Origin of the sequence: Parabacteroides sp. MSK.9.14, from assembly GCF_019041495.1 — a bacterium.
In the GTDB taxonomy this organism is placed as follows: Bacteria; Bacteroidota; Bacteroidia; order Bacteroidales; family Tannerellaceae; genus Parabacteroides; species Parabacteroides merdae.
Genome location: NZ_JAHPXO010000014.1, coordinates 48,401 through 61,878, shown reverse-complemented (window position 1 = coordinate 61,878; position 13,478 = coordinate 48,401). Strand labels below are relative to the sequence as shown.

Sequence of the window (13,478 nt, the reverse complement as noted above, 5' to 3'; positions counted from 1 at the left end):
ATAAATCATAATTCAGAAATCTATAAATCATAAATCTAAAATCATAAATCATGAAATCCTTTCTCGATTCCAATTTCCTGCTCCAGTCTGAGACAGCTCAGAAACTGTATCACGAACACGCAGCCAAAATGCCAATCATCGATTATCACTGCCACTTGATCCCGCAACAGATAGCCGACAACTATCAGTTTGCCGACCTGACGGAAATATGGTTGGGTGGTGACCATTATAAATGGCGTGCGATGCGTGCCAACGGCGTACCTGAAACATACATCACAGGGGATAAACCAGCGTATGAAAAATTTGAAAAATGGGCTGAAACCCTGCAGTATGCCATGCGCAACCCTCTATATCACTGGACCCATCTTGAACTGAGCCGTATCTTCGGCATAGACAAGGTTCTGAATCCGTCCACCGCCCGCGAGATATACGACGAATGCACAGCCAAATTGCAAACACCGGAATTCCGTGCCCAGGCAATCATGGAACGTATGAACGTGGAAGTCGTATGTACGACCGACGATCCGATCGATGATTTGAAATATCATACCCAAATCCGCCAAAGCAGTCTGAAAACCAAAGTGCTTCCTGCCTGGCGACCGGACAAGGCTATGGCAATCGAGAATGTCGATACATATAACGAATATCTGACCAAGTTGGAAGCAGCTGCCGACATGTCGATCCTCAACTTCAAAAACTTGATCGACGCTTTGCAGAAACGTCACGACTTCTTCGCGTCACAAGGCTGCCGCCTGTCCGACCATGGAATACTTACATTCTATGCCGAACCCTATACGGATGCTGAAATCGAGGCCATATTCCTGAAAGCACGTATGAAGAAAGAACTGACAGTCGAAGAAATCGACAAATTCCGTTCTGCCATGTTGTACGAATTTGCGGTTATGGATGCCAAAAGCGACTGGGTACAACAGTTCCACTATGGTGCAACCCGCAACAACAACGTCCGCATGTTTAAGCAATTAGGTCCCGACACAGGCTACGATGCAATTGGAGATGCAGAAGTCGCAGCTCCGCTAGCTCGCTTCCTGAGCCGTTTGGACGAAGAAGGCGTACTGGCAAAGTCTATCTTCTACAACCTAAACCCGCGTGATAACGAACTGCTGATGACAACGATCTACAGCTTTAACGACGGCACGGTTCCGGGCAAGATGCAGTATGGCTCCGGCTGGTGGTTCCTGGATCAGATTCACGGCATGGAAAAGCAGATGAACGCATTGTCCGACTTAGGATTGCTGAGCCGCTTCGTCGGAATGCTCACGGATTCACGCAGTTTCCTATCCTACCCGCGTCATGAATACTTCCGCCGCATCCTGTGTAACATCCTGGGCCGCGAAGTGGAAGACGGTCTACTGCCTGCATCCGAACTGCCGTTCATCGGTAAGATGGTCGAAGATATCAGTTACAATAATGCGAAAGGATATTTCAGGTTCTAAAAGAAACTTTCCTTAATTATAAAGGGCCGCGTCAGCAAAGATTTGACACGGCCCTTGTTTTTTTACCTCTTTCTTTTCGCTTTGGCAGCCGCCTCTTTGGCCTTTTGGGCTTCGCGGCGGGCTTTTTCTTTGGCCTTCAGCTTTTCTTTGTATTCGCGTTCCTTCTGCTTACGTTCTTTTTCCTTTTGTTTCAGGCGTTCCTTATACTCACGTTCTTTCTGCTTACGCAGTTCTTCACGGGCTTTGAGTTTCGCCTTACGGTCGGCTTCGACCTGTTTCAGCTTGGCCTTGCGGTCGCGTTCAAGCTGTTTTTCTCGTTCGGCTTTTGCTTTCAGCAACGCTTCTTCTTCAACCTTTTGCTTCTTCAGAAGTTCCTCGTTTTCTTTTGCCTTCTTTTCCTGCAATTCTTTTTCGGCTTTCTGTTGAGCTTCAAAAGCTTTACGAGCTTCTTCCTTACGGGCTTCAACTTCATCGGCTTCGCGCTTGCGGAGTTCTTCGATCTCTTTCAACGTGAGTTCCTTCGGTTGTTCGACAGGAGTGACAACAGCGGAAACGGTGTCGGACGATGCCGGAACAACCGTATCTTTTACAACCGGCTGTACAGAAACAGTATCTACATCCGCCGGAAGGAGCGTTTCTGTTTCACGGACAGTCATTGTATCGACCGCCGGAAGTTCTACCGGAACCGTATCTTTTACGGCAGACGGTACAACAACTTCTTCTACAGCCTGCTGCTGGCGTTGTTCTTTCGGGCGGACGGTCTTCTTGACAGGTTCCGGCTTTTCTTCCGGAATATTTTCAGAATCCTGTGCTTCGGCCTCTTCAGCTTTTGCCTCTTCCTCTTTGATCTGTTCGGCAGCCATACGGGCTTTCCAACGAGCGGCCAGTTCAGGAACGGCCTCACCGAAGTTTTCCTGGAAGAATTCGACATATTCCTCAAGCGTCTTTCCCCGCATCAAGGTTTCATAATTGTCGTCGGAGATCGGAAGAATAGCCACATTTTTGTCCAATGCAGTTGCATAGCCATCCGCTCCGTAGATCATCTTATAATAATGCAAGATCTCATCCAAATTAAAGAAACCATGAATCGTCAACATGCTCATCGGACCGGCTTCTTCAAAACTCAAATCAAACTCCTTCACCATAAAATTGGCAAAGTTATAGGCGGCAACGGCAAAAAGCAACTGGTTACGATCGAGTGTTCCGGTCGGGAACATTAACAGCATCCGGTAAGACGTGTTAGATTCAGCCGTAAAGACACGTGCCGAGTCGGCTGCCGACAACGTACCATCATCCCCCACACCGAAACGCAAGTTCCAACTCATTCCCCTAATACCACCTTGAACCATCATACGCCCACGCAGAACACCTTTCAGCATTTCACCCGCCAGTTCCGTCACATCAGCCGTCGGATATTTCTCAACCAATGCTTTCAAGGCGTTTTTGAAACCTTCAGCATCCCCAGCCTGCACATAGGTCAGCGCCTCGAGGAACATGAACTTAGGCAATAGATCCGCCAACGGATACTTGGCACTGACATCGCGATAATTACGACGAACGGTGACCGTATCTTCCGCCAGGTAACTTGCATAGGTCGCCTGGTAGATCGAATCCTGCACCTTGTCCATCATCCGGATATTATATTCGTAATTCGGATCGGCAATCGCAACCGCATAATCCGATTCAGGGAAAGTCGTAACCAACTTATTCTTATAAGCAGCAGCGAGCGCTTGGTTTCCGGAACGAAGAGCCATCAGATAAACCTGGTAGTAGCTTTCCAAAAGGTGACTATGCTTCGGGAAACGGCGTTCCAACTCCTCAAAGGCTTCGGTTGCCAACGGGATATCCTCGAGTTTGTCCTTATAAATCATAGCCATGTTATAGAGACCATCTTCTATGATAATATTGGAAGCCTGGATATCTTCGGGTGTCAACGGAAGCTGCTGAATGTAATACTCACGTGTTTTCGGGTCATCGGAAGCAGCAGGTTCCAGTCCGGCCTCGAGCGAATCGGTAGCCAGTTCGCCCACCTCTCCTTCGGAAGCATCCTCAGTTTCGTCTGCCATATTCTCATTAAAAGTGGACATTTCTTTCTTACGTCGACGCCAGTCATCTTCCAGCGCACGCCGTCCCCATTTACGTTGGAAAGCTGCTTTTCCCTGCGATACTGCCTGCGGGTTATAGAAATAGAAACCGGAACCTCCGGATGTCGTCGGTAATGTGATGCCGCCAGTCTCTGTTCCTGGACGGTCGATACCAGTCCCTTTTGCCTCCTGTTCCGCCAGATAAGCTTCTTTCTCGGCCAGGGCCTTGGCTTCCTCCTCCTCTTTCTTCACCTGCTCGATGATTTTGTCGATCACGGCAAGCCGTTCCGACTCCGGCATTTTGGCAAGAGTTTGCAAACTATCCTGCAAATGGACCGCCTCCACATGCACGACCAACTCGTCCAAGATAGCAGACAGCTTGGATACCCGTTCATAGTCTTTATATTCTTTCTGGATGCCGGACAATGCACCGCTGAAATTCGGTTGTGCCTTGACATAGTCGCGCTTCTGGAAATAAAGATCACCCAGTTTGATCTGGCAGATCGCCTTGTCCAAACCGTTCTGTGTGCTTTTCTCCACACCCAGCTCGTAGTTTTTGATGGCATTGACTGTATCTTCACGGCTCATATAAACATTGCCCAACGCATAATAGACCTGATCGAGCAGGTCCTTGTTCTTATCGCTTTTCGCCATCCGTTGCAACATCTTGATCACTTTCTGATAATTGCCGCCAGTAAATACTTCGGTCTGGCGGATACGGGCGGCAAACTCCAGTTCATAAGGAGGATTAGCTTTGATCACCTGTCCGAACATCTGGTAGGCAAGCCCGTTCTGATCCTGTTCGGCATAAATCTGTCCCAACAAATACTTCATCCGGGTACGCTGGCGCCGGTTCTTCTCTGCCTTGATCGCTGTCTTGAAATAAGGGACCGCTTCTTCATATTGCTTATTCTTCACCAGGTAGTCGGCATATACCGCCGCATACTGGTTCAGGTTCTTGCGAGGGATACCGTTCGTATTCAGTTTTCCTAAGATATCTTCCGCTTCATAGAACCATTCCATCTCGGAATAGCAGCGGGCCTGCCAAAGACGAGCTTCGGCCACCACTTCTTCATCATGGGCATAATGACGGGCTATGTAAGAGAAAGTGGCAGATGCCTGCAAGAAATCAGCATTATAGAACTGCGCCTGCCCCATCATCAACCAGCACTTTTTGAGGAACGGATTGTATTCTTCCTGTTCCTGCCAGGCACGTTGTTTGGGATCATTGCGCCATCCCGGTTTCTTAGGCGGCTTTGCTTTGATGGAGTGGAGCTTGATCGCTTTATTGCTTTTCTCGATCGCCCGGTCGAAAGGACCTCCGGTTTCGGGCTTGTCTTTCGGTTGCGCACTGATCGGGTACATCAGTATCATGTCGGAATAGCTTTCCTTATAGCCGTTCTGCATGGAAAGCAACGCTTCGTCAAACGATGTTTTTCCGTTGAAATAGATATTATAGCGGGAATTAAAAGCGTGATAGAAGCGGCTTGCCTTGGTATTCTTTTTCGTACTGCAAGACCAAAACAAAGAGACAATCAATAATGCGATTATATAGTAGAAACCTTTCTTCATTTCCCCTTTTAACGCTTTAAAACCGCTTTTATTGCTTTCACTATCAAAAAGAAAAGGACTAGGACAAGAATAATAAACGCCCCGGAAGGCACATTCAGAAGATAAGAAAGGACGAGCCCGAACACACATCCCAAGAAACCGATGGCAATACTTCCGAAAATGATCTTCTTGAAGTCTGATGTAAAAAGGTTTACGGTGATCTGAGGCAACGTCAGCAAACTCATCAGAAGCATGATCCCGACCAGACGGATCGAAAGGACGATCGTCACAGCGATGCAGCACATCATTACATATTCTATGCACTTGACGGGCACTCCTTGCGTCAGTGCAAAATCCCTATCGAAGGCCACATAAACGATCTCCCGCAGGAAAAGCGAAAAAAGGATAACCAGCAACAACGCCAAAGCGGCTATCCAGATAATATCTCCCGTCGAAACAGTCAGAATATTTCCAAAAAGGTAGGCGGATAGATTCGGTGCATATCCGGGTGTCAGGAAAATAAAGATAACGCCCAATGCCATTCCTAACGACCATATCCCGGCAATAGCAGAGTCTTCACGCACATTCTGTGTCTTGCTCGCCCACTCCACCCCGAATGCGGAGAGCACGGAAAACAACATTGCCATCAAGATCGGATTCATCCCGAGATAGAACCCCAACCCCAATCCACCGAAAGAAGCATGAGTGATACCTCCACTGATAAAGACAAGCCGCCGCGACACGATATATGTCCCGACGATACCACAAGCGATCGCGGTCAGCAGGCTACCCAAAAGGGCATGCTGGAAAAAACCATATTGAAGTAAATCCATTTTCTATCCTCTTATATCCTTTTTTATGGTTTCCCGGCAGGAAACTTCTGTTTCATTATAGGGGAACTCCTGTTCCATGCCTATGAAACTGTTGTTCCATGCAAGGGGAACTTTTGTTTCATGGTTATGAAACTTAATGTATGCGCCGCTCCCCGACAATCAGGAACGCTTCGTCCTTCAGCTCATCCGGTAAATTAATAGCACGAAGTTGCAGACTACGCAACCAGCCAGCCACTTCGATCTCCTGCAAGGTATAAAGCACATCACGGAACTCGTTCACGGCATCTTCATCGTATGCATCGGCCTCGACTCCCCGAAAACGGTCCAGTTCTTCATCGTCATAATACTCGATTTTTTTGCTGACTGCCGCCAACAGACTGTCGCGTTCACAGGTTTCATGCTGTCCGCAACATTCGTCAGTGACAAGTTCCTGTGCCTCGGGGATTTCAGAAATCTCCCCACGTTCCAGCATCTTCTGCCATTTCCGGTTCCGAAAATAACCGGCAATGGCAGCAACAACACCCAATACGATAATACCTATAACAATATACCACATAATAATTGACAATTAACAATGAGCAATTGACAATGGACTTCCAGACACCGACAACTAATTGTCAATTGCCTATTGTTCATTGTCAATTATAATAAAGCCTGCGGTTCTCAAGTCTCTCCAATAGTGCGGATAACTTTTGCTGACCACCTGCGGGTCAGCTATCTCGATCCCTTCCGGCAACACGAGGGCGGCAGGTGCAAATGCCATCGCCATACGGTGATCTTCGTAGGTCGTGATCACAGGATGCGCTTGCGGTTCACAACGTTCGCCGTTCCATTCCAAAATACTGTTGTTGCTGTCTGTCAGGAGATATCCTAATTTGCGAAGCTCCGTCTTAAGCGCTTCGATGCGGTCGGTTTCTTTTATCTTCAGACTTTGCAAACCGGTAAAACGGAAAGGGATATTCAATAACACACAGGTCACGACAAAGGTTTGAGCCAGGTCCGGCTCGTTTACGAAGTTATAATTCAGTTTTTTGGTCCTATTCCCGTTGTGCTTCAAAACAACGCCCCGATCCGTGTAAGTCGTACCCACACCAAGCTGTGCAAACAATTTGGCTCCGGCGGCATCTCCCTGCAAACTGTTCTTAAACAGCCCCAGCAATTCGATCTCAGCATTTTTAGACAACGCCATCATGGAATACCAGTAGGAAGCAGCACTCCAGTCGGATTCAACGGTAAAGGGTATCGGATGATAATCCTGCGGTCTTACCTTAATGGTCTGCCCGTTCCATTCCGCCTTTACCCCATATTGTTCCATCAGCTGTAACGTCAGGTTGATATAGGGTTTCGAAATGACAACCCCTTCAAGATGCAAGGTCAGCCCGTTCTCCATCAGGGGGGCAATCATCAGCAACGCCGAAATATACTGTGAACTGACCCCACCGGCAAGCGAAATCTCGCCTCCCTGCAACGCACTTCCGAAAATGCGGAGAGGAGGATATCCCTCCTTCTCCATATATTCCACCCGTGCTCCCAGCGCATTCAGCGCATCCACCAGTATCTTGATCGGCCGGTTCTTCATCCGCTCCGTTCCGGTAATCGTCCACTCGCCCACCACTTTAGACAAAAAAGCCGTCAGGAACCGCATCGCAGTTCCCGCGGCTTTTATATCAAAGTCACGGTCATTCGAATTCAACGCCTTCACCATCACCTCCGTATCATCGCAATCCGACAAATTCCGAATCTCATACGGGCTATAGCTCAACGCATTAAGTATCAACGCACGATTACAGATACTCTTGGATGCGGGCAGCTTAACGGAAGCTTTCAGTGAATCAGGAGACTTTATTGTATAATTCATACTTTTGCATTAAAATGGAATACAAAAGTACGGAAATTATTGGGAAGATATCACTAATATTGTCCAGATATCACTATTGTAATAATTTTCCGACAATCATTATTTACACAACAATGCATAAGTACACCACAGCATCGGAGCCTGTCCATGATAGTCGCCAATAATCCGAGGACGGTCATAATAATACTGAAGATCATTCTTCTTTCCAGTACCGACACAAACTTCTTCCACATCTCCGTCCTTATTAATATAAGGGACTAAAGCAATCCATGCTTTTCTAGCTATAGGTCCATACTCTTCAGCTTCTAACCATCCCATCTTCACTCCCATAATCATTGCATAGGTAAACATAGCAGAACCAGATGTTTCAGGCCAACAGTCAGCCTTATCAATCAACTGATTCCACATACCACTTTTATCCTGATAATCTTTTAAACTTTTCATCATCAAGCGGTATCCCTCTAAAATACGAGCATGATTCGGATTATCTTCCGGAGTAGACAATAATAATTCTGCCATGCCTACAGCCATCCACCCATTCCCTCTTGCCCAGAAATACGGAACATCAGGAGCATGATAGAACAATCCGTTGGGACGCTGTAATTCATCCAAATAGACAACCATTTCTTTCACTGCACGATCCATATATTCACGTTTCCCTGTTGTATGATATGCTTGGGCCTGAAGAATTGTAATCATAAACATATCATCAATCCAAAGACGAGTTTGCCAAGATAGTCCTTTATCCGCCCAGGCTTTTTCCTCTGGGGTTGCATTAGCCGGCAAAGTCCATTGTGTATCAGCATAGGATAAACCCATTTCCAAATATTTCTTATCCTTCGTTATCTTATACAATTCTAACGGGATACAACAAATTTTGGATTGAAACCGGAAACCTGAACTTTTTCCAAGGCAACCATACCAAAGAAAAAACAGGAGCTTATCATATAAGTTTTTCCTATTTCCTCTGTCACTGTATCACTGATTCCTTTTTACCAATTGATATTCAACCTGTTTTATTCGTGATATATGCCCGTTTTCTCTATCACTACTCTATCACTACCCTATCACTACCCTATCACTAGCAATTTGATAGGAAGACAGGCATCACGTTTATATACAACTGTATATAAGTGCATTGTAAATAACATAAACGATAAACACTCTATTCCCATCCCTGTAAATCACTCGATTTTTTTATGTAAAAACGGCTATAAAATAGGTGAAACCGGGTGGTTTTCATTGCTCGGCAAGGCACTTTAGTTGCCGGACACCCCCATGTTACCCCCTTTTACACCCGGATGTATCGGCTCCCTACACCCGGATGTAAAGGATGGCAACATGGGGGTGTTTACGGAATTATCTGCTTGTTTCTGCTAAAAAAAGAGAAGGCTTTTGTGGAATGAAGAACCGTATTTTGCCAATTTAACACCTATTATATTCGTTTTTACATTTGTTTATTCGATTATTTTATATGCTTTTTCAAAAGTAACAGAAGGCAATATGTTGGTTTCCAATCATATGATAAAACGTCCTGTTTCAGGAGTGATAGAGGCAGTGATAGAGGAAAACCTCCTGTATCACTGCCTCAAACGATTGAATATCAATAGCTACAACCTTCGTGGTGATAGAGTGATAGAGGATTTGCAGGAAACTTCGTATGTAATGCTTTGAAAATTCAAAGGATGTAACTAATAGACAGTTAGAGTCCATTTGTATCCTTATTCAAAATAATATTAACATAGATATTTTATATTCATCTCAATGTAAACATCAAATTTATATGCAGTTACATCCATATATCAAGATTAAATGAAAGAGCCATGGACGAATACCAACCATAATTTAAAACAAAATATGAAGTAGCGAAAAATATCAGAATAATCAAAATAAAAGTTTGCAACTCAGTTGCATTAATTTTGTTGTACTTTTACCGTATCGAGAAAAAGAGTAAAGTCATGTCAACAAAACAATGCGAAGAGAAACTCAAAGATAAAGGCGTACGCCCGACAGCCGCCCGAATTCTTATATTGCAGAAACTGTCGGAACAAACATATCCCATTTCCTTGCTCGAATTGGAGGCACAACTGGAAACATTGGACAAATCGACCATTTCACGCTCTTTAGCGATCTTGTTGGAGCATCACGCCATCCACGCTTTCGAGGACGGAAGCGGGTCGATGAAATATGAAATCTGCCGGAGCGACACCGAGACGTGCTTTATTGAAAACAGGCATATCCATTTCTACTGTGAGGTTTGTCACAAGACCTATTGTATGGATCATATAAAAATCCCGGTCGTGCAGTTGCCCGAAGGCTTCATCATGGATACGATCAACTACACGGTCAAAGGAATCTGCCCGGCATGCAAGTCCCCAAATCTGTAAAACGCAATCGAGTTGCAAAAATATCTTCGGTTCTTTGCATCGGAATAATAAAAACAGATTGAATCATGGAAGCTAAAACAACTTGCCACTCAGGATGCGGATGCAGTTGCGGACATAATAAAGGAGAAGAACACCCGAACGTGGTATTGCCGATCCTGTCTTTCATCCTGCTCATTGTGGGGCTCATCTTAGACCATACCGGACAAGGCTGGTTCTCGCCGACAGTAAAACTCGTCTGGTATCTGGCTGCTTTCCTCCCAGTAGGACTGCCTGTCATACGGGAAGCTTATCACGAGGCTTTGCGAAAAGACTTCTTCACCGAGTTTACATTGATGTCGGTCGCTTCGACCGGAGCTTTCAGCATCGGCGAATATCCGGAGGCTGTAGCTGTCATGCTTTTTTATACGGTTGGAGAAATGCTGCAAAACAGGGCTGTCGAACGTGCTTCACAAAATATCAGCCGTCTGCTTGATGTCCGTCCCGAACGTACGGACGTATTTCGTGAAGGTAATTATATCAATGTCTCCCCGAAAGAGGTACGGACAGGTGAACGAATCGAGGTAAAACCGGGCGGACGCATACCGCTCGACGGGATTTTACAGGAAACCGAAGTATCGTTCGACACCTCCGCCCTGACAGGCGAAAGCATGCCCCGCATACTTCGGAAAGGGAATGAAGTCCTGGCGGGAATGATCGTACTGGGACAAACCGTCCGCATAGAAGTGAACCGTCCCTATGAACAAAGCGCATTAGCCCGCATTTTAGTGCTGGTGAAAGATGCAGCCGAGCGTAAAGCTCCAGCCGAACTGTTCATTCGTCGGTTCGCACGGTTCTATACGCCTGCCGTGATCGTGTTGGCTTTGCTGATCGTCACGGTTCCGGCATTTACCGGATTGATGATGCCGTCTTTCCAATACGTTTTTCATGACTGGTTGTACCGGGGATTGGTCTTTTTAGTTATCTCCTGTCCGTGTGCCTTGGTAATCAGCGTACCGTTGGGATATTTCGGAGGTATCGGAGCGGCGTCACGTGCCGGTATCTTGTTCAAGGGTGGTAATTATCTGGATGCCATCACCCGGATAAATACCATTGTATTCGACAAAACAGGTACATTGACCACTGGCTGCTTCGACGTGACGGATATACAGGCGCATAGAATTTCCGAGTCGGAACTATTGACCTTGCTTTTATCCGTCGAACAGAAAAGTACCCACCCGATCGCACAAGCGATCGTCCGCTACGCAAAGAAACAGAATATCTCTGCAGCAAGCGTATCGGAGATGCATGAACTGGCCGGACACGGCGTGGAGGCCGTCATCGGTGGACAGGAAGTGCTTGTCGGGAATATCCGCTTAATGAAAGAGCGCGGGATTTCCATCCCCGAAGAGTTGTCCGACCAAGTAGCGACCGTAGTTATCTGCGCCATCGATAAAAAATATGCCGGCCATCTGCTATTGTCCGATACGTTGAAAGACGATGCCGTAGAGGCGATTGCCAAACTGAGGAAGTTAGGAGTGACGGATATCCGTTTGCTGTCGGGTGATAAAAAAGAGATTGTCAAATCTTTTGCCAGACGTTTAGGTATCGACCAGGCATACGGAAACCTGTTGCCGGAGGATAAGGCGGCACATATCTGGGAAATGGTTGAAGAGCCGGGCAAATCCGTAGCTTTTGTCGGAGACGGAATGAATGATGCTCCGGTATTGGCACTAAGCCATGTAGGGATTGCGATGGGCGGACTCGGTTCGGATGCGGCAATCGAGAGTGCCGACGTCGTTATCCAGAACGACCAGCCGTCCAAGGTGGCGACCGCCATCACGATCGGGCGCAAGACGCGTACGATTGTCCGTCAGAATATCATAGGGGCACTTGTTGTAAAAGGGATTGTGTTGTCGGCAGGTGCATTGGGATACGCCACGTTGTGGGGGGCAGTCTTTGCTGATGTCGGTGTCGCTCTGCTGGCAGTCCTCAACTCGGTCCGCATACTGAACAGGAAGGTATGGTAAAACGGGGATGTGTCAATATCTCCTTGTCCCCTCACTTGATGCGGGGCCGCAAAAGGACAGACCTTATCAATCAGATTTTTATAAGGTCGGTTTTAATGCGATCCCGCGTCAAGCACGGGAACAGGACAGTTTTGACATACCCTCATACATTTTGACACGCAGCCTCGTTTATGATCGTTTTTCACTTTCCTTTCAGAAAAGGTTTTCCATTTTTCCAAATCACCTCTTCCTGTGTGATATACCAGGTTTTTCCGTTATCGTTATTTCCCTGATAGAACAGATAAGTTCGACCGTCCAAATCGGTAAAAATATGAGGATGGCCGGATTCGCTGGAATTCCATTCGCCGGGTTTGCCGTTCTTAAGGAAAGGTTCTTCCGAAAGACGTTTCCAGACAATGCCGTCTTCGCTTTCCGCCACTCCGATCTGTTGAGGGGCATTATTGTAAGCTCCGGCATAAAACATATAAAGTTTGTCACCTTTCTTTGCGATCGAAGCCCCTTCGATACATTTTCCTTCCCACGGATACACGGGATACAGGATAGAGGAATCCGTTACCTGTACCCAGTCTTCCCGGTTGAAATTGGTATTGCCCGGAGCAACAGCTACTCCCTGCATCTGGATGTCGTAGTTTTTATCGCGGGTTGCAAAATAGAGGAAATAGCGTCCTTTGAACTCACACACTTCCGCATCTATGGCACGCCCACAAGTCCAATCTCCGGCCGGGTGGAAAATCGGATTCGTCGGATTCCTTCTGAAATGAATGCCGTCATCCGATATGGCATGGCAGATGGCATCTTTCTTCCCATTCCCGTATGTCTGATAAAACAAATGCACCTTTCCATCCTTCACCAACGCACCGGGTGCACAAAGTCCTTTCTTCTCATAATCAGCTTCGGGAGCAGGCGTGATCTCGCCCACCTTCGTCCAGTTCATCAAATCCTTACTCTCCGCAATCCCAATATTCCATCCGGAATCAGGTTCCCCCTTCATCGGCGGAATGGAATGGTACATCAAATAGCGCCCCTGAAAATTAACCACATGCGGATCTTTCGAATAAGGAACCCCGACACGGGAGGTATCGCCGTATAACATGAGGGGACGAGCAGAAGAGCCCTGTGATAAAATTAACTGAAAGTTTCCCCATAACAATAGAATAATCAAAACAAGTTGCTTCATAAATACTATCTGATCTTTTTTAATTGACAAATGTAACTAATATTCTTCTAAATAAATTCGTAAATCGGATTTACAATAAATGATACAGCCTATCCTTCTATCCTTTTGCCATTAAACAGGGAAACAAA

The 13,478-nt window shown here is 46.4% G+C and carries 9 protein-coding genes and 1 pseudogene; 4 read left to right on the top strand and 6 right to left on the bottom strand.

Annotation, left to right across the window (positions count from 1 at the left end; genetic code table 11):
* Window positions 1-50 precede the first annotated feature (50 nt).
* Entirely contained in the window at window positions 51-1,454 is a 1,404-nt protein-coding gene (uxaC, locus tag KTG12_RS09330) for a glucuronate isomerase (RefSeq protein WP_122115566.1), read from the top strand.
* A gap of 62 nt (window positions 1,455-1,516) precedes the next feature.
* Here the strand turns inward: uxaC and KTG12_RS09325 are convergent, their stop codons facing one another.
* The 5 genes and pseudogenes from KTG12_RS09325 to KTG12_RS09305 all read right to left on the bottom strand — a co-directional run.
* The gene (locus tag KTG12_RS09325; RefSeq protein ID WP_122115567.1) at window positions 1,517-5,110 is read right to left on the bottom strand and encodes a tetratricopeptide repeat protein; all 3,594 of its coding nucleotides are present in this window, start codon (window positions 5,108-5,110) and stop codon (window positions 1,517-1,519) included.
* A gap of 8 nt (window positions 5,111-5,118) precedes the next feature.
* Window positions 5,119-5,922: a metal ABC transporter permease gene (locus KTG12_RS09320; RefSeq protein WP_005633423.1), complete on the bottom strand. Its 804-nt coding sequence runs from the start codon at window positions 5,920-5,922 to the stop codon at window positions 5,119-5,121.
* A 133-nt stretch (window positions 5,923-6,055) separates the two neighbouring features.
* Window positions 6,056-6,478 (bottom strand): hypothetical protein, encoded by a 423-nt coding sequence (locus KTG12_RS09315; protein WP_005633426.1) that lies wholly within the window; start codon window positions 6,476-6,478, stop codon window positions 6,056-6,058.
* A 69-nt stretch (window positions 6,479-6,547) separates the two neighbouring features.
* On the bottom strand, window positions 6,548-7,780 hold the full coding sequence (locus tag KTG12_RS09310) for a 3-phosphoshikimate 1-carboxyvinyltransferase (RefSeq protein ID WP_005633428.1): 1,233 nt from the start codon (window positions 7,778-7,780) through the stop codon (window positions 6,548-6,550).
* A 99-nt stretch (window positions 7,781-7,879) separates the two neighbouring features.
* Window positions 7,880-8,650, bottom strand: a pseudogene (locus tag KTG12_RS09305) (glycoside hydrolase family 105 protein); the annotation flags it as partial.
* A 525-nt stretch (window positions 8,651-9,175) separates the two neighbouring features.
* On the opposite strand from KTG12_RS09305, the gene KTG12_RS09300 reads away from it, so the two are divergent.
* The 3 genes from KTG12_RS09300 (at window position 9,176) to KTG12_RS09290 (ending at window position 12,173) form a co-directional block, all read left to right on the top strand.
* Window positions 9,176-9,454, top strand: a complete 279-nt coding sequence (locus KTG12_RS09300; RefSeq protein ID WP_229032777.1) for a hypothetical protein — start codon at window positions 9,176-9,178, stop codon at window positions 9,452-9,454.
* A gap of 284 nt (window positions 9,455-9,738) precedes the next feature.
* Window positions 9,739-10,167, top strand: coding sequence for a Fur family transcriptional regulator (locus tag KTG12_RS09295; protein WP_005633450.1), 429 nt, complete (start codon window positions 9,739-9,741; stop codon window positions 10,165-10,167).
* A 65-nt stretch (window positions 10,168-10,232) separates the two neighbouring features.
* Entirely contained in the window at window positions 10,233-12,173 is a 1,941-nt protein-coding gene (locus KTG12_RS09290) for a heavy metal translocating P-type ATPase (RefSeq protein ID WP_122115568.1), read from the top strand.
* Between the two features lie 181 nt (window positions 12,174-12,354).
* Here KTG12_RS09290 and KTG12_RS09285 read toward each other — a convergent pair whose 3' ends face one another.
* Window positions 12,355-13,350, bottom strand: coding sequence for a family 43 glycosylhydrolase (locus KTG12_RS09285; protein ID WP_122115569.1), 996 nt, complete (start codon window positions 13,348-13,350; stop codon window positions 12,355-12,357).
* Between the last annotated feature and the right edge of the window lie 128 nt (window positions 13,351-13,478).